The sequence below is a fragment of the Bifidobacterium catenulatum DSM 16992 = JCM 1194 = LMG 11043 genome, from assembly GCF_001025195.1.
GTDB lineage: Bacteria > Actinomycetota > Actinomycetes > Actinomycetales > Bifidobacteriaceae > Bifidobacterium > Bifidobacterium catenulatum.
Window position 1 is genome coordinate 1,044,624 of record NZ_AP012325.1, and the last position, 16,521, is coordinate 1,061,144.

Annotated in this window: 15 protein-coding genes and 1 tRNA gene; 11 read left to right on the forward strand and 5 right to left on the reverse strand. The window is 56.2% G+C overall.

Annotated features, from left to right (window positions below; all coding sequences use genetic code 11):
- Positions 1–21: 21 nt before the first annotated feature.
- Positions 22–399, reverse strand: coding sequence for a transcriptional regulator (locus BBCT_RS04480; protein ID WP_172620099.1), 378 nt, complete (start codon positions 397–399; stop codon positions 22–24).
- A gap of 174 nt (positions 400–573) precedes the next feature.
- Between BBCT_RS04480 and BBCT_RS04485 the strand changes: the two genes are divergently transcribed.
- Both BBCT_RS04485 and BBCT_RS04490 read left to right on the forward strand, forming a co-directional pair.
- Positions 574–1,185 (forward strand): M23 family metallopeptidase, encoded by a 612-nt coding sequence (locus BBCT_RS04485; RefSeq protein WP_033512864.1) that lies wholly within the window; start codon positions 574–576, stop codon positions 1,183–1,185.
- A gap of 115 nt (positions 1,186–1,300) precedes the next feature.
- A complete protein-coding gene (locus BBCT_RS04490) occupies positions 1,301–3,115 on the forward strand; it encodes an AMP-dependent synthetase/ligase (protein WP_003834928.1) in 1,815 nt (604 codons plus the stop codon).
- Between the two features lie 141 nt (positions 3,116–3,256).
- Here BBCT_RS04490 and BBCT_RS04495 read toward each other — a convergent pair whose 3' ends face one another.
- Both BBCT_RS04495 and BBCT_RS04500 read right to left on the reverse strand, forming a co-directional pair.
- Positions 3,257–4,789, reverse strand: coding sequence for a type 1 periplasmic-binding domain-containing protein (locus BBCT_RS04495; protein WP_003834926.1), 1,533 nt, complete (start codon positions 4,787–4,789; stop codon positions 3,257–3,259).
- 155 nt (positions 4,790–4,944) lie between these two features.
- Positions 4,945–6,165 (reverse strand): NADP-dependent isocitrate dehydrogenase, encoded by a 1,221-nt coding sequence (locus BBCT_RS04500; RefSeq protein WP_003834925.1) that lies wholly within the window; start codon positions 6,163–6,165, stop codon positions 4,945–4,947.
- A 146-nt stretch (positions 6,166–6,311) separates the two neighbouring features.
- Here BBCT_RS04500 and BBCT_RS04505 point away from each other — a divergent pair, with 146 nt between their 5' ends.
- Positions 6,312–7,430, forward strand: a complete 1,119-nt coding sequence (locus tag BBCT_RS04505; protein ID WP_003834923.1) for a GuaB3 family IMP dehydrogenase-related protein — start codon at positions 6,312–6,314, stop codon at positions 7,428–7,430.
- Between the two features lie 149 nt (positions 7,431–7,579).
- A complete protein-coding gene (locus tag BBCT_RS04510; RefSeq protein ID WP_003834921.1) occupies positions 7,580–8,170 on the forward strand; it encodes a 3'-5' exonuclease in 591 nt (196 codons plus the stop codon).
- Between the two features lie 68 nt (positions 8,171–8,238).
- Here the strand turns inward: BBCT_RS04510 and BBCT_RS09450 are convergent, their stop codons facing one another.
- Both BBCT_RS09450 and BBCT_RS09455 read right to left on the reverse strand, forming a co-directional pair.
- Entirely contained in the window at positions 8,239–8,841 is a 603-nt protein-coding gene (locus BBCT_RS09450) for a cation:dicarboxylate symporter family transporter (protein ID WP_231858102.1), read from the reverse strand.
- Positions 8,842–8,987: 146 nt separating this feature from the next.
- Positions 8,988–9,335, reverse strand: a complete 348-nt coding sequence (locus BBCT_RS09455) for a cation:dicarboxylate symporter family transporter (RefSeq protein ID WP_003834918.1) — start codon at positions 9,333–9,335, stop codon at positions 8,988–8,990.
- 297 nt (positions 9,336–9,632) lie between these two features.
- Between BBCT_RS09455 and glmU the strand changes: the two genes are divergently transcribed.
- From glmU to BBCT_RS04550, 7 genes are all read left to right on the forward strand, one after another.
- Positions 9,633–11,015, forward strand: coding sequence for a bifunctional UDP-N-acetylglucosamine diphosphorylase/glucosamine-1-phosphate N-acetyltransferase GlmU (gene glmU / locus BBCT_RS04520; protein WP_003834917.1), 1,383 nt, complete (start codon positions 9,633–9,635; stop codon positions 11,013–11,015).
- Between the two features lie 2 nt (positions 11,016–11,017).
- Entirely contained in the window at positions 11,018–11,425 is a 408-nt protein-coding gene (gene rsfS, locus BBCT_RS04525; RefSeq protein ID WP_143253548.1) for a ribosome silencing factor, read from the forward strand.
- Between the two features lie 106 nt (positions 11,426–11,531).
- The gene (locus tag BBCT_RS04530) at positions 11,532–12,263 is read left to right on the forward strand and encodes a histidine phosphatase family protein (RefSeq protein ID WP_003834914.1); all 732 of its coding nucleotides are present in this window, start codon (positions 11,532–11,534) and stop codon (positions 12,261–12,263) included.
- 101 nt (positions 12,264–12,364) lie between these two features.
- Positions 12,365–13,480 (forward strand): hypothetical protein, encoded by a 1,116-nt coding sequence (locus tag BBCT_RS04535; protein WP_003834912.1) that lies wholly within the window; start codon positions 12,365–12,367, stop codon positions 13,478–13,480.
- Between the two features lie 151 nt (positions 13,481–13,631).
- A tRNA-Ala gene (locus BBCT_RS04540) sits at positions 13,632–13,704 on the forward strand.
- A 393-nt stretch (positions 13,705–14,097) separates the two neighbouring features.
- Positions 14,098–14,502, forward strand: coding sequence for a pyridoxamine 5'-phosphate oxidase family protein (locus BBCT_RS04545; RefSeq protein ID WP_003834907.1), 405 nt, complete (start codon positions 14,098–14,100; stop codon positions 14,500–14,502).
- A 316-nt stretch (positions 14,503–14,818) separates the two neighbouring features.
- On the forward strand, positions 14,819–16,498 hold the full coding sequence (locus BBCT_RS04550; protein ID WP_003834903.1) for an isopeptide-forming domain-containing fimbrial protein: 1,680 nt from the start codon (positions 14,819–14,821) through the stop codon (positions 16,496–16,498).
- The last annotated feature ends 23 nt before the right edge of the window (positions 16,499–16,521 follow it).

The window sequence follows — 16,521 nt, forward strand, 5'->3', positions numbered from 1 at the left end:
TGGAAAGCAAGGGCTTTTTTGTTATTCCAGCGAATCAAGCACGTCGTCGATCAACGTACGCTCGTGCGATCCATCGGCTTTGAGTCGAGGGAAGCGTCGCAAGACGTTGGCGGGACTCGCGCCAGCCGCACGCGCTACATTCGATTTCGATTCGCCATGAGCCAAAGCCGTTTCCGCAAGACGATCCACCAGCGAGTCCGACACCTTACGAATCTGCTCGGCAACCCACAGCTGCGCCAGCTCGGGGGAGAGAACGTAGTCGTCCTGCAATTCGCTTGATGCTTCCTGCACGGCCGCCCACAGCACCATAAAAGGCTTCTGATAGTAGGTGATCCGATCGTAATCGGACTCGCCTTCCAGCTGCTGCAACGCTTTGCGCTGTGACGTGTTATCGCTCATGCGTTCCATCGTATGTCGCGACATGCCCGGAGACTGTGGATAACTCATCCTCCGACCACAGGGCCGTTTCGGCTGGACAATCCAATCACATACTGTCATGCTGGCAATTCACCGCCGCACAGCGCAACAAATCAACAAAGCGACACAGCAATGCAGCAACGCGAAGGAGCCATCATGAACGAACATGAATATCGTCGACGAATCCAACGGAACAGAATCGTCCAGGAGGAAAAGAAACTCATCCGCCAGCAGTTGCGCCAAATCATGATCGTATGCGCGCTGGCGTGCGTCATACTGCTCGTATGCTGTCTATGGTCGGCTGAACCGACATATGCGAAAACGAATTCGGGCGACACGTCCGAATCCTGCGTAGCCCTGATGCGATGGCCGTTGAACGGCGCACAGGTAGTTGGCAAGTATGACGCGCCGAAACAACAGTGGCTTCCAGGGCATCGGGGCGTCGACTTGCTCGCCGACCAACAGGAAGCCGTCGTCGCGCCTGCAGACGGCGTGATCGCCTTCAGTGGCAGCGTGGGAGGCAAAGCCGTGGTCACCATACGGCATGGAGGCAGCCTTTCCGGACTGACCTCGACGTTCGAACCAGCCAAGACGGAACGCGATGTCGGCGCACATGTTGTGCAAGGGGAGCGTTTCGCGCGTGTGGAGGGCGAATCCGACCATTGCGACGATCATTGCCTGCATTGGGGAATCAAATCGGAAGGACGACAATATACCGATCCGGAAAGCAAAACCCGTACGGTGCGAATCGGATTAAAAGTTCTGTGAAACAGGGGGGGCGACAGAACCATCGATTTTGTCCATACGTCGTGGCCTCGCCGAAAAAGTGAAGCTCTCAGGCTATGATGCTGCATGTACGACGATTACGCAGGGGAGAAATGCCATGTACAAGGAATACACGCGGCCTTTGGAACAGCAGATTGACACAGACAAAAATATTTTCTCGGTGCTTGAGGAACGAGTGAACCGTACTCCAAACGATTCTTTGGTGGAATACAAGAATGAGCATGGCGAGTGGGCGTCGTTCAGCGCCACCGAGTTCCGAGACAAGGTCATCGCCATCGCCAAAGGCCTGATCGCCCAGGGCATCATGCCCGGCGACTCGGTATCCATCATCTCTCACACATGCTGGCAGTGGACTGCGCTTGACGTGGCGATCATGTCGATTGGCGCGCTCACCGTCCCCGTATACGAGACGAATTCGCCCGCGCAGGTTAAAATGATCTTCAACGACGCCAACGTCAAAATGGCGTTCGCTGAAGATGACGCGCAACGCGACAAGATCGAATCTATCAGAAGCGAATGCTCCAATCTTGGCGACATCTATGTCATCGGGCTTGACGCGATTGACACGATGGTCGAATACGGTCATGCCGTGTCCGACGCCGAATTCCAAGAGCGCGAACATGCGGTCAAAGGCTCGGACCTCGCCACCATCGTGTACACCTCCGGTTCCACCGGCACGCCGAAAGGCATTGAGCTCACCCACTCCAATTTCGTGTTCATCACCTATTCCGGCATCAACTCCATGCCTGATATCGCGATGAAGCCGAACCGTCGTCTGCTGCTGTTCCTTCCGTTGGCACATGTGTTCGCCCGCTACATGCAGTTCTTCTGCTTCGCCGGCAATGTTTCGCTTGGTCTGTCCGGCAACCTGAAGACGATCCTGGCTGATTTCAAGGCGTTCAAGCCGACGTTCATCCTTGCCGTGCCGCGTATCTTCGAAAAGATTTACAATGCGGCGTCGCAGAAGGCCGGCGACGGCCTCAAAGGACGTATTTTCGCAGGTGCCACACAGACGGCGCGCGACTGGTCGCACGCACAGCAGTCAGGCGAAGGTATTCCGGTTGTCTTGAATCTCAAGCGTGCGTTGTACAACAAGCTGGTGTACTCTTCGATCATGGACGTGTTCGGCGGTCATGTGGAATACGCGGTTTCCGGAGGCGCTCCGCTTGATTCATCCATCGCGCATTTCTTCAATGGCATCGGACTGCCGCTGCTGGAAGGCTACGGCATGACCGAAACCTGCGCTCCGTCAAGCGTCAATCCGACCTCTGGATACAAGATTGGCACCATCGGACTGCCACTGCAGGGCGTGACCATGGGCGTCGACGAGGAAGGCGAGCTGTGCATCAAGAGCCCGGCCGTATGCGCCGGCTACCACAACAATCCCGACGTCACCAAGCAGCAGATCGTCAACGGGTGGCTGCATACCGGTGATCTTGGTTCCATCGACGACGAAGGCTTTGTCTCCATCGTCGGACGTAAGAAGGACCTCATCATCACCGCCGGCGGCAAGAACGTCTCCCCATGCGAAATGGAAGCATCGATCATGACGTCGCCCGTGGTGAGCCAATGCGTGATGATCGGCGACCGTAAGCCGTTCATAGCGGCCATCATTTCGTTGGATCTTGGCGAAACGAACGCATGGCTTGCGTCGAAGGGCGCGGAATGCGTGACATCCCTCGAGGAGGCCTCCCGCAATCCGATCGTGCGCGCCGAAGTGGAACGTGCCGTCAACAAAGCCAACGAGCTCGCATCCCGTGCCGAATCAATCCGTAAATTCGAAATCGTGCCGGACGAGTTCACCGAAGAAAACGGCTTGGTCACGCCGAGCCTGAAGGCACGCCGTCAGGCGGTGGTTGACCATTACCGCACGCTGATTGACACCGTCATCTACGTTCCGAAGAACAAGTAAAATGCGATGATCGTCGGTAGGAACGCGCCGGCTTCAACATAAAAAAGCTGGCTTCCGTCGCAGCGGTTCGACGGAAGCCAGCTTTTTCTATCTCTTGTCGGACTTCCTATGCCTGATAATCCGGATTACCTTGTCGCCGGTTTACAAGCCTGCTTCGGCGAGCGAGATATATCCCGGTTCGATCAGCGTTTTCTTCAGATTGCTGGCACTGACCGCAAGCGCCTCTTCTTGGATGGTCGGCACTTTCTCGTCTTCCATGGCGACGGATGAGATGAACGTCAGCTTCGCAAGCTTGCCCGACGTGTTAAGCTGCACGCAGGTCTGTGCGATGTCGGATGCCAAGGTCTTGCGATTTTCCAAAGCGGTCATCCACTGTTTGCCGTTCACGATATTCGGTATGGAGCTGACGTAGGCGCCGTAACCGGTGATGATCGGCCATTGCGAGTTCTGCTCGTCAAGGGAATCGCTGGTATCCTCCGTACCGGAATCGCCGTCATCGGATTCAGGCGCCTGCGCAGGATCGGGAACGGACTGTTTTTTCAAGTCTTTCTTGCCGGTGATATTGTCTACGATGCCGGAAATGGTGATGGATGGGTTGATGTCGGCCGCCGAACCGGTGTATCCAAGATCATTGAGCTCTTCGGAAACATAACCGGCCACATAATCATTGCAGGAGATGATACCGTCGATGCGGGTATGACGCGATGTGTCCTTGTCCATGCCAAGACGTTTGGCGAGCGTGGATTTGACCCGCTCGCTTTTCGCCGCATCGAACGCTACAGACACCCAATCGGATTCCGTACTCGACGAGGTCAGCGTGCCGGACGGGGAAACGGCCTTTCCGTCTTTGAAATACGGTCCAAGCACCGACCAAATACCTTTGAACACGTCTTGCGCGAAAGTCGCGTCTACTGTGTTACCGCTTTCATCGGCGGCATCGTAGGGGAGTAGCACTTCGATATGCTTCGGATTGTCGGAGCTGGTTTTGTCGAGTTCAAGCTTGCTGACCAGCTGCTTGGCCTGCAGTTGGCCGACTTGCTCGGCCGTGGTCATCGGTGCGTACACATCCGGAGTGAAACCCTGCAGCGTGTTCGACACTAACACGACTTTCATGCCCTCGTTTTGAGCGAGCTGCAATGCGGAAACCAAGCGTTCTGCGGATTGGGCGTAATCCTGGGCGTCTTCGTCAGAGGAGTTCCCATCCCATGTGATGTCGTGCGACGCGTAGTCTCCATACTGGCGGTCGGATTCGGTGGTGTCGGCCACCGGCGCCACTACCAGAGTGGTTTTGTCGGAGGAACCTGCATCGTCGCTGGTGCTGTTGACGTGGTTCACCACATAATCCTGTACGCTTTGGCTTTGCTTGTCGAGGCTCGACGCCGTTTTGACGGTGATGTTAGAGCCCTTGACGTCGTTATCTTTTAAAGATGAGACTATTTCCGGCACTAATTTTTCCCATTTGCTCAAAGGCGTCTGCTGGGAGATGGTAATGCCATCCGAAGGGGTGAAGATCACCACGTTGCCGGCATCGACGGTAGTGGTGGTGCCGGTGGATTCCGCTTCATGCGATTGCGTTTCATTGTCGGATGAGCAGGCGCCCATGGCCATGATGAGCGAGGTCGATGCCAACAGTGCGAACAGACGTTTCGTCACAGTCGTGCGGTGCAGTGTCATGCCGTTTCCTTCATGAAAATCGAATGATGATTCCTATGCTGAGCTCTGATTGTAATATCTGGACGTCAAAAAGGGCTGGATATGCGTGTGAACCATACATATCCAGCCCTTGATCCTGCTGTCGGCCGTTCAGCCGAAGGTTATTCGGCTGAGGATTATTCGGCCAGAGCCTTGGCGAGATTCTCGTCCAAAGCGTTCATGAAGCCTTCGGTGTCAAGCCAGGCCTGATCCGGACCAACGAGCATGGCGAGATCCTTGGTCATCTGGCCGCCTTCAACGGTAGACACGATGACCTTCTCCAATGTTTCGGCGAAATACTTGACTTCCGGAGTGTTATCCAAGTCGGCGCGGTGCTTGAGACCGCCGGTCCAAGCGAAAATCGATGCGATCGGATTGGTGGAAGTCTTCTCGCCCTTCTGCCAGCGACGATAGTGGCGGGTCACGGTGCCGTGTGCGGCCTCGGCCTCGACGGTCTGGCCGTCAGGGGTCATGAGCACGGAGGTCATGAGGCCGAGAGAGCCGAAGCCTTGCGCCACGGAATCGGACTGCACGTCGCCATCATAGTTCTTGCAGGCCCAAATGTAGCCGCCATGCCACTTGAGGGAGCTGGCCACCATGTCGTCGATCAGACGATGCTCATAGGTCAGGCCCGCTGCGGCGTACTTGTCTTTGTATTCGTTTTCGAACACTTCGGCGAACGTATCCTTGAACTGGCCGTCGTAGGCCTTGAGAATCGTGTTCTTGGTGGAAAGATATACCGGATAGCCGCGCATCAGACCATAGTTAAAGCAGGCGCGGGCGAAACCACGGATGGAATCGTTCACGTTGTACTGCACCTGGGCCACGCCGCCGTCGGCGCCATAGTTGTACACGACATGCTCGATCGGCTCGGAACCATCTTCCGGAGTGAAGGTGACGGTGAGCGTGCCTGCCCCTGGAACCTTGAAATCAGTGGCCTTATACTGGTCGCCGAACGCATGGCGGGCTACTACGATCGGCTTGGTCCAGCCGGGAACCAGGCGCGGAACGTTGCTCATCACGATCGGCTCGCGGAAGATGGTTCCGCCGAGAATATTGCGGATGGTGCCATTGGGGGACTTCCACATCTTCTTTAGGCCGAATTCCTTGACACGCGCCTCGTCCGGTGTGATGGTGGCGCACTTCACGCCGACATGTTCACGCTGGATGGCCTTCGCCGCGTCGACGGTCACCTGATCATCGGTGGCATCGCGGTTTTCGATGCCGAGATCGTAATATTCGAGATCCACGTCGAGGTATGGAAGGATCAGGCGATTCTTGATGTCTTTCCAGATGACGCGGGTCATTTCGTCGCCGTCGAGTTCGACGACCTTGCCTTCGACCTTGATTTTGGCCATGTGTTGCCCTCCTGTCGGGATTGAAGGTGATAAGTTCCTGTCTTATAACAAACGTGTTAACGACACCTGTTAATGTCCAAAAAACTGGGAGACGGCAGGTGACACGCTCTTGCGTACTGTCATTGCTGAGCATTAGCCTTGAAAACATGTCTCAGGAAATTGAAATCGGTTTGGGCAAGAAGGGCCGTCTGGCATACTCTCTGGACGACGTTTCCATCGTTCCCTCCCGTCGTACTCGCGATCCGCAGGATGTGTCCACTTCTTGGCAGGTTGACGCTTATGAATTCGATGTGCCGGTCATCGGCGCGCCGATGGATTCGGTGACCAGCCCGGCCACCGCCATCGCCATGGGCAAGATGGGCGCGCTCGGTGTGCTCGATCTCGAAGGCTTGTGGACCCGCTACGACGATCCGCAGCCGCTGCTCGACGAAATCGCCGAGCTGCCGGCCGAACGCGCGACCGAGCGCATTCAGCAGATCTACACCGAGCCGATCAAGCCGGAGCTCATTGTCGAGCGTCTGCATGAGATTCGCGATGCCGGCGTCACCGTTGCGGGCGCACTGTCCCCGCAACGCACGCAGGACTATTATTCGACCGTGCTCGAAGCGGGCGTCGACCTGTTCGTCATCCGTGGCACGGTTGTTTCCGCCGAGCATGTCTCCCAGGATCACGAGCCGTTGAACCTGAAGAAGTTCATCTACGATTTGGATGTGCCCGTCATCGTCGGTGGCGCCGCCAACTATACCGCGGCTCTGCATCTGATGCGTACCGGCGCGGCCGGCGTGCTTGTCGGCTTCGGTGGCGGCGCGGTATCCGCGAACCGCAACACCATCGGTGTCCACGCTCCGATGGCCACCGCCATCGCAGATGTGGCGGAAGCACGCCGTGACTACATGGACGAATCCGGCGGCCGTTACGTCCAAGTGATCGCCGATGGCGGCATGGGCGACTCCGGCAGCTTCATCAAGGCGTTCGCGCTTGGTGCCGATGCCGTGATGCTTGGCTCCCCGCTGGCTCGTGCCGAGGAAGCTCCGGGCAAGGGCATGCATTGGGGTGCCGAGGCCCGTCATCAGACGCTTCCGCGCGGCTTCCGCACGAATGTCGGCACCGTCGGCACTCTGGAAGATATCATGTTCGGCCCCAGCCACAATGCGGACGGCACCACCAATTACATTGGCGCGCTCCGTCGTGCCATGGCGACCACCGGCTATGTCGATCTCAAGAGCTTCCAGCGTTGCCCAGTCACGGTCGCTCCGACCCGCTGAACGGGCTTCGCGGTAAGGCCTGAATAACGGTTCATTGATCCTGCAGCGTCATGCTGCAGGATCTTTTTTTGTTATGTTTCCCCGGCTAAGAAAGTCAGGTTGGAATGATTAAGTTATACATCGCAAATGAAGTAGCGGAGGTGAGATGAATGGCAGCGCGTAGAAGTGGCGATCCCCGACGCTTGGATCCGTTGTCCGGACGATTCACAGATTTCATCGTGATCGACACGGAAACAACCGGATTGAGCGTGCGCAAAGGCGCCAGGCTCATTGAAATCGGCGCGGTCAAAATTCACAACGATGAGCTGGTCGACGAATTCGACCAGCTCATCAACCCGTTCGAACACATCCCATCAAGAATCACTGGTTTGACGGGAATCGACGATGGCATGCTGCTCGGCAAACCGGATGTGCGTGAAGTCATGGATGAGTTTGCACGCTGGTGTTCGGACACGGCCGTGGTCATGGCGCACAATGCGTCCTTCGACATGTCGTTCCTCGACAATGCTGTACAGCTCGCTTACGCGGATCGGGACGCGCGCTTCGCACACCATTTCGTCGACACATTGGATCTCAGCCGTCGGCTGCATCCGGAAAAACGAACCCACAAGGTTTCCACCCTCATCGTCGACTACCACATCGCCGACATGGAGGAGCACCGCGCATTGTCCGACGCCAAGCAGGAGTGGATGCTGTATCGCGCCATGCGTGACGAGGCCGAGCTGCTCGGCATGCTCTGACAGTCTAACGTCGTTCGAATACTTCGATCCGGTATTCTCCCACAGGTGTCTGTTGATTGGTGGATGGATTATTTGTTCGGCTTCGTGCCGCAGCAGGCGTCATCTCCGCTGGCGGAGAGCACTGCGTTGGGAGCAAAGTTCAGAGTGAAACCACTCTGTTGTTGGGAGACGTTGGCTGAATCGAATTTGGCGTCATTCGTGATATTTGTCCTCTGCGAGGGCCCTGTCCCGGTTAGGGCCTGCGTGGAGGTTTGCCTGAATTGTTCGCCGTCGTTGAGGTCGTCGGAATATTCTTTGCGCCCATAGTAGAGGTCGGTATCCAGCTGATGCTCGGTCTGCGCGACGATTACTGCGGTATTGGCTGCACCAGCGACATTCAGCGCGGTGCGGCCCATGTCGACGATCTGGCTGATCGGCTGGCTGATCGCGATGAATGGAATCGGCAGACCAGCTGCGGCGAACAATGAGGTGGCGGTGATGGTGGCGGTGCCGGGCACGCCCACGGTTCCTATCGAGACCAGCAGCGTAAGCACCACAAGGAACAGGTATTGTGCGGGGGAGTAGTTCAACCCTTGCGCATGGACAGCGAACACCGCCAGCAGCATCGGCCATACGCCTGCGCATCCGGGCATGCCGAGGTTAGCTCCCAATCCGGCAACGAACGAGGCGATGTCTCCTGGAACAGCTGCAGAACGATCGCGATGTTGTGTGGAAACAGGTTGACGATGGTGTCGAGAACGGCAGGAACGTCATTGTTTGTAATCGCTCGGCAAGGTGTAGTGGAAACCACGCCCCAGCTGGAACGCTTGTGCCAGGATTAGCGTAAGTAGCGAAGCCGTCGCGGTGTTAAGTAGCAGGAAGAAACGGTTTTCGCACCAATATTCTTTAAGCGTATGGATTCTCCAAGGTTCGTGATGCTGGAGATGATGCTGAACAGCAGCAGTGGAACCACCAGTGCGGTAATTGCATTGGACCAGATGGAACCCACCGCACCGACATAATCGGTATGGCCTTTGAAAGCAATTCCCAAAATGATGCCGAATACCGTTGCAAGCAGCACGCGTGTAGTAAACTTTGCATTTTTCTTACGTTTGAGGAACGATAGGACGGCGAACAGGATCGCGGCTACGCCGAGCACGATCCAATCATATGAGATATTTGACATTATTGTTATTCCCCTCCCAAGAATGATGATGCGTTACGTGGGATACCCCCACGTTCATGTCGGACATCAATCTATCCGCTCACTCTTCGGCGCAACGCCTTGTGGCTGTTGCCGTTTTATATAGTCGTTTATCAGACGGCAGTCATTACAAGACGTACAGGCTGACGTTCCAGTGTTCCGCAAGTCGCTCCAAGACGTGGTTGTTTTGCGTTTAGGGAGGGCTCGTTTTAATATGGGGCGTCGGATAACTGGCTTCGTGTCTGAATTTGTTAGGTCCTGAGGAATTGGAGATTAGACATGGCATTAAGCGCCGCGATTATTCTTGCGGCGGGTGAGGGTACCCGCATGCGTTCCAACAAGCCGAAAGTGTTGCACACTTTGGCTGGAAAGACGTTTTTGAACCGTGTGATGGATTCCGTGGCAGCGCTCGACCCTGAAACGTTGGCCGTGGTCGTGCACTACCAGGCGGAACGAGTCGCCGAAGCGGCCCGCTCCTACAATGAGCGTGTCACCATTGTCGACCAGGATGACATTCCCGGCACCGGACGAGCCGTGCAGTGCGCCATGACGCAGTTGAAGGAGCAAGGCGGGCTTGACGGCTCGGTGCTGATCGCAGCTTCAGATATGCCGCTGCTCGACGCCGACACGTTGAACCAGTTGCTTGCCTTCCATGAGCAAAGCGGTAATGGTGCCACCGTGCTCACCACCATTCTTGACGATCCTACCGGCTATGGCCGCATCATCCGCGACAGTGAAGGCAACGTGCTGCGCATTGTGGAACAGAAGGACGCCAACAGCAGCGAACTGGCCGTGCACGAAGTGAATACGTCCGTCTACGTGTTCGACGCCAAACTGCTGGATGAAGCGATCGCCAACCTCAAATCTAACAATGCTCAGGGAGAGTTCTACCTGACCGACGCGCTTGAAACCGCCAAAGCCAACGGTGCCGTTGGTGCGTTCGCCGCCCCCGACCCGTTGAGCGTCGAAGGCGTCAACGACCGCGTGCAGCTTGCGGCGCTTGCCAAAGCCCACAACAAGCGCGTCTGCGAGCGTTGGATGCGTGAAGGCGTGACCATTCTCGACCCTGAAACCACGTGGATCGAAGATGACGTGCGCATCGAACGTGATGCCGTGATTCTTCCAGGATGTTTCCTCGAAGGCAACACGGTGATTGGCGAGGGTGCGCAGGTCGGTCCATACACGACGCTTATCAGTGCGGTCATCGATGCCGACGCCCGTGTGGAGCGTTCCCGCGTGCAGGAGAGCCATATTGGCCGCGCCGCCAACATCGGCCCGTGGACGTACTTGCGCCCGGGCAACGATCTTGGTGAAGAATCCAAGGCCGGCGCCTTCGTGGAAATGAAGAAGGCACACATCGGCAACGGCACCAAGGTGCCGCATCTGAGTTATGTGGGTGACGCCGACTTGGGCGAGCATACCAACATCGGCGGCGGTACCATCACCGCCAACTATGATGGCGTGCACAAGCACCACACCACCATCGGATCGAACGTGCACGTCGGTGCCGGCAACCTGTTCGTGGCTCCTGTCGAAGTCGGCAGCGGTGTCACTACCGGCGCTGGTTCCGTGGTTCGCCACGACGTCCCGGACGATTCCATGGTCTATTCCGAAAACACACAACATGTAGTAGAGGGCTGGAAGCCCGAATGGGAGCGCTGAATATGCCGGCAGTACAAGATTCCATCGACGCCATCCGCATCGCCGCAGCCGCGGCTGACCGTATGAAGGCCACTGACCTCGTAGCCTTCGACGTCACCGAACCATTGGCCATCACCGATGCGATGCTCATCGCCACCGCTTCGAACGAACGTCAGGTGCTGTCCGTCGCAGAAGAAATCGAAAAGGACCTGTATCTCAAAAGCGGAAAGCGCCAGCCGCGTTCCCGCGAAGGCCTGACCGAAGGCCAGTGGGTGCTGCTTGATTACGGTGATTTCGTGATTCACGTCATGCATCAGGAATCCCGCGACTTCTACCGTCTTGAACGCCTGTGGAAGGATTGCCCAAGCATCGACCTGCAGCTCGAACATCCTGAAACCTCCGACGAAGAGACCACGGAAACCGCGGAATAACACGTACGAACATGCCTTCACGTTTGAATGCGGAAGGCATGTTTTCATATCAAGCGAAACAGTATTCGCAAATTCCATCATCGAGAAAGCAACGGAGAACAGCAGCATGCCTCGAAACGTCGAACTTGAGCATAACAGCGCAGTACCGGAACATGTGCACGCCATCACACTGGTGCGTCACGGGCGCACCGCCTATAATGCGCAACATCGTCTGCAAGGCCAGATCGACATTCCCCTCGACGAAGTCGGCCAGTGGCAGGTTCGCCAAACAGCGGTCGCATTGCGTGAACTGTATGTTGACCGTCGCCCCGATATTCCGAACCGGATGGTCGTATGCTCTGATCTAGGGCGTGCCTCTGCCACGGCGCATGCATTTGCCGATCCGCTCGGGCTGGAGGTACATCCGGACGCCCGCGTGCGCGAACGTAGCTTCGGAGACTGGGAGGGCATTCCCGTCGAGGAGCTTGCGCAACGGTATCCGGAAGACTATCGTTCCTGGGCCGAGTTCCGCGGCGGTGAACTTAAATACGGTGCGGAACCCAAGGAAGAGGTGGGACGTCGTGGCGTTGAGGCATTGAACGATTGGGCGTTCCGTGCCGGATCCGACACGGATCTGTACGTGTTCTCGCATGGTGCATGGATTTCCCAAACGTTGCAGACGCTTCTGGGAATGGCGGATGTGCATGGCGATTTCGCCGACATTTTGTCGATGCGCAACGCTCACTGGGTGCGGCTCATTCCATTGGAGATCGGTTCCACATTGCGTTGGCGTTTGATGGATTACAACCACGGTCCCGCCATTGCCGATTCCGAGGAATGGGAGCATCCCAATCTGTAGCCAGTCTGTGAGTGTCGTCACGTGATGGCTGGTCACTGTTTTTCAAGCTTTTCACAGAATCGCCAGTACTTTCATAGCGAAATTAGCTATCGTCATGGCTTGTGAAAAACTTTTTTAAGGGAATCTCTTTTTCGTCGATTTGCGCGGGTGCGCTGGCGGCGGTCACGTCATTCCTGCTTTCTGCGAAAATCGGTATCGCGGGATCGGTGATTGGCGTGGCTGCGGGCTCGGTTGTTTCCGCAGTCGCTACGCAGGTGTACAAGAACGTTTTAAAGGTGTCGGGGGAGAAGATCCAACAGGCCGTGCCGTTACCGTCAAGTAGTGATGCTGCTGCGGATGAAACGCAAGTGCTTGGCTCTTCCACGAAGGGTGACGAGACGAGGATTATCGGATCGTCTCCTGTTGCGTTGGATGCCACGATGGTATCGTCTGATGATGTGACTGCGGTAGCACCGTCCATCTCGCCGCGCGTCATTTCCTCCGAGCAGGAGGATGAGGATGCTACCCGCGTGCTTGGTGATATTGCCGGAGCGGGGGAGACCTCCGTGTTTCCGAACGGGCATCGTGGCGTCGGTAGCGCTAGCATCGCCAGCGGAAAATCCACTGCTCGTAGCGCGCGTGATGTCCAAGTGCAGCATGCGGGGCAACGTTCCTCGAATTGGTTGCATAACAAATATGTTCCGGCGATCATCGCATTCGTCAGCGCTCTGGTTGGTGTGGGAGTGAGCGCGGGATTGATTCTCGCTTTCACCGGCGGTCAGGGAACGGATACCGTGGTGCGTAACGTAGTGCATGAGAAGGTCGTGCCTTCGTATGAAAACACTGGCGATTCCGGATCCGGTAATGTGCAGACTCCTGTGCAGAAGCCCAAGTCCGATTCCACGGATTCGAATGATGAAACCACCACGGACGGCAGCGACAAGACCACCAGCGGTTCCACCGACTCGTCCACTTCCAATGGCACGTCAAGCAATACCCCCAATGGTTCCATGTCCGGAAACAGCGGATCGTCATCTGATAATTCCAGCAACGGTCCCAGCCAGACCGGAACGGACTCGTCCAACGGTACCGGCTCGAACGGAAGCACGTCCGGCACCACTGGTGATGGTTCATCATCGGGAACTGGAAGTAGCGGCACTGACGGATCGACAAGTACTGGCACATCGGGATCCACCGACGGTACTGCCGGTTCGACAGGAGGTGCAAGCAGTAACTAACGTTACTGGTGTCGCACCTTCCATGTCGCCCGCCTAGTATGATTGCGTATGGCAGATTACATATGGCGATTTCCCAATGCGGGCGACACGCCGGAAGTTGCATGGTTCATGTCTGTGATGTATCTTATATGAGGTTTGCAGAGCAGACTTCGGGGCTATGGCGCAGCTGGTAGCGCATCTCCATGGCATGGAGAGGGTCAGGGGTTCGAATCCCCTTAGCTCCACAGATAGGGTTTCCGGTGATTTTCGGAAACCTTTTTTCATACTCAAACTGGCGGAATTCCAACGATTTCAACCCCTGCGGCAGCGATGCCAAAAGTCTACAGAAATCTAAAAAAAAACAACAAAATATATACCTGAACGTGTCTCATAAAAACATAGGGGTATGGTCCAAATAAACCGCACCTCCGATCATCGAATCTGTATTTCTTCAGTCCAACAATCGGGGTGCGGTTCACAGCAAAGTGCGGAACAGGTGCTATCTCTCCTGAATTCGGTTTCAGATGGAACTCGTATGTGATGTTATTCACGTTGGGCGAACATGCGTTGTGGGGTTTCTTGCCGTAATCTGAAAGCATGTCCGCATTCCATGGGCATGCAAACGAAAGGACGGCATCATGGCAGATCTCACCGATGAGATGAAGGAATTCCTCAACAGCAACCTCGCATGGGTGGCCACTATCAGCAAAGAAGGCCAGATTGATCTCGGACCGAAAATGAGCACGTTCATCATCGACAGCAGCCATATCGGCTACCACGAGCGCACCGCTGGCCAAACATACCGTAACCTGCTTGACGGCAGCGATCTGGTCGTCGCAGTCGCCAATCTTGAACAGAAGAAAGGCTACCGTTTCCGCGGCAACGTCGTACTCCATTCCGACGATGCGATCTATGACGAGCAGGTCAAGGTCGCCGAGGAACGCGGCACGAAAAAGCCGGTGACCATTCCGGTTTTGGAGATCACGGAAATTCAGGATCTCACCCCGGGCGCTACGGCAGGCAAAACCATCGTCAAGGACTGATCAGTTCCATACTGAACCAGTCGAAACGACAATATCGGAGAACCGCAGACGGGACTGTATGTCCGGTCTGCGGTTCGCTGTTATCGGAACGGAAGATTGCGAATCTACAGCATATCGTTCGTAGCGGTTCGACCATGGATTCCTATATGGCAGCTGCATGCATGGGCTGTGGATAAGTGTGGATAAGTGTTCGCTCATCCACTTATCCACAGATTTTCTTACGGAGGTGGCGGGCGAATATTGGTTTCTGCCATGCTGGTCTGCACGCATAAGCGAAGACGCCTATGCGACAACCAACAACCAAAGAAGGTGAACCATGACACAACGCACCATACGCCGCCGATGCGCAGCATTCCTCGCCATTGGCGCGATGGCGGCCCTCGCCATGCCGAGCACGGCCCAAGCTGCTCCACAATTGGCCGATCTGGACGCCAAACAGTCCATGAGCGTGAAAGCAAGCAACGGGGAAAGACTTGAAGGCAAGAACCTCCACGCCATCCAACTCGCCACATACACTGCGGCAAGCGTGGACGACAACACGATTGTCGGCTACGATCTGACCACGAACACGGCATTGGCGTCAGACATCACCGCGGCGGCCAAAACAGCCGGAGCCACCGACGCGAACCTCACCGTCAACGGTAAAAACGATCCGATGGTGTGGGTGGTGAAGAATCTGACCGACTCACGCAGCGATCCGTGGAGCGGAAAGCTACGCAACTTCTGCAATAGCCTTGCCAAACAAACCAACTTCGCCAAACAGGAGGGAACGGCGGTCGCCACGCTCAGCCAAGACAAAACCACCATGTCGACCGGCAACGTGCTCGTGCCGGGAATCTACGCCATCGTGGACCGTACGCCGGCAACAACCACGCCAAGCGGCGGAACCGCCGTCAAAACAACCGCGTCCATCATGATGATGAACGGCACCGCGGTCAACGGCATCAGCCAACTGCGCACGGCCAGTGGCACGACCTTGACGCTCGGACAGGTGATCTACAAGGTATCCAGCGTGGAAACACCCGATAAAAAAGTCAACGTCGGCAGCACGTGGAAAGACAGCGCATCCGAAGCGATAGGCAAGAATCTGACCTACCGCGTGACGCAGAAAATTCCCAACTGGACAGGCTACGACCACTACTATCTTGCGTTGAACGACACGCTCGGCACAGGCCTCGACTATGGTTCGCTCACTTCAATCACCGTCGGCGGCAAAGCATTAGCAAGCACGTTCTACAAGGAAAACGTCAACGGCAAAACCATCAGCTGGCTGTTCGGCATCAACGGAGACATCCTCGCCTCGGACGCATCAAAGGCAGCCCTACCGGTCGGCGCGACGATCACCGTCACCTACACGGCCCGACTCAACGGCAGCGCGGTCATCGGCAGCCCCTGCAACGTCAACTCCATCGACCTGGAATACTCCCACAACCCCAACGCATGGCAGGACCACAACAACCAGCCCGGCAACGAAGTCAAAGTCTGCACTGGCGAAATCGCATTGCGCAAGGTCGACACCAAAAACCAAAAGCTCACCGGCGCGAAATTCACCATCGCCCAAGGCACCAGCGACAAAACACCTTTGAAACTCGTGTCACTCGGCAACGGCAACTACCGCCTCGCCACCAGCGGCGACACCACAACCACCACCACGTTCGAAGCCGGAGAAACCAAAATCCAAGGACTCAAAGGCGAATACACCATCACCGAAACACAAGCGCCCCAAGACTACTCGTCGCTCATGCTGCCCAGCGCGGTCGTCACCGTCAACATTGACGACGCCACCATGACGTGGAGCATCGACGTCAAATCCGATCCCAACAACCTCATCAAAAAAGATGATAGTCACACCGTGGTCGTCACCAACATCCGCACCATCACCGAAATACCGTTGACCGGCGCGGCAGGATTGACCATGCTTTTCAGCATCGCAGCGCTCCTCTTCATAGGAGGCATCGTAATGCTGCGCATGTGCAAATCAGCCGACGACTGCTAACCGGCATCCAACGATAGGAAACA

Coding starts and splice junctions, on each gene's coding strand:
- BBCT_RS04545 (WP_003834907.1), top strand. CDS start 14,098: ATGGCAGATCTCACCGATGAGATGAAGGAATTCCTCAACAGCAACCTC.
- BBCT_RS04495 (WP_003834926.1), bottom strand. CDS start 4,789: ATGACACTGCACCGCACGACTGTGACGAAACGTCTGTTCGCACTGTTG.
- BBCT_RS04505 (WP_003834923.1), top strand. CDS start 6,312: ATGTCTCAGGAAATTGAAATCGGTTTGGGCAAGAAGGGCCGTCTGGCA.
- glmU (WP_003834917.1), top strand. CDS start 9,633: ATGGCATTAAGCGCCGCGATTATTCTTGCGGCGGGTGAGGGTACCCGC.
- BBCT_RS04550 (WP_003834903.1), top strand. CDS start 14,819: ATGACACAACGCACCATACGCCGCCGATGCGCAGCATTCCTCGCCATT.
- BBCT_RS04530 (WP_003834914.1), top strand. CDS start 11,532: ATGCCTCGAAACGTCGAACTTGAGCATAACAGCGCAGTACCGGAACAT.
- BBCT_RS04500 (WP_003834925.1), bottom strand. CDS start 6,165: ATGGCCAAAATCAAGGTCGAAGGCAAGGTCGTCGAACTCGACGGCGAC.
- BBCT_RS04480 (WP_172620099.1), bottom strand. CDS start 399: ATGAGCGATAACACGTCACAGCGCAAAGCGTTGCAGCAGCTGGAAGGC.
- BBCT_RS04510 (WP_003834921.1), top strand. CDS start 7,580: ATGGCAGCGCGTAGAAGTGGCGATCCCCGACGCTTGGATCCGTTGTCC.
- BBCT_RS04490 (WP_003834928.1), top strand. CDS start 1,301: ATGTACAAGGAATACACGCGGCCTTTGGAACAGCAGATTGACACAGAC.
- BBCT_RS04485 (WP_033512864.1), top strand. CDS start 574: ATGAACGAACATGAATATCGTCGACGAATCCAACGGAACAGAATCGTC.
- rsfS (WP_143253548.1), top strand. CDS start 11,018: ATGCCGGCAGTACAAGATTCCATCGACGCCATCCGCATCGCCGCAGCC.
- BBCT_RS09455 (WP_003834918.1), bottom strand. CDS start 9,335: ATGTCAAATATCTCATATGATTGGATCGTGCTCGGCGTAGCCGCGATC.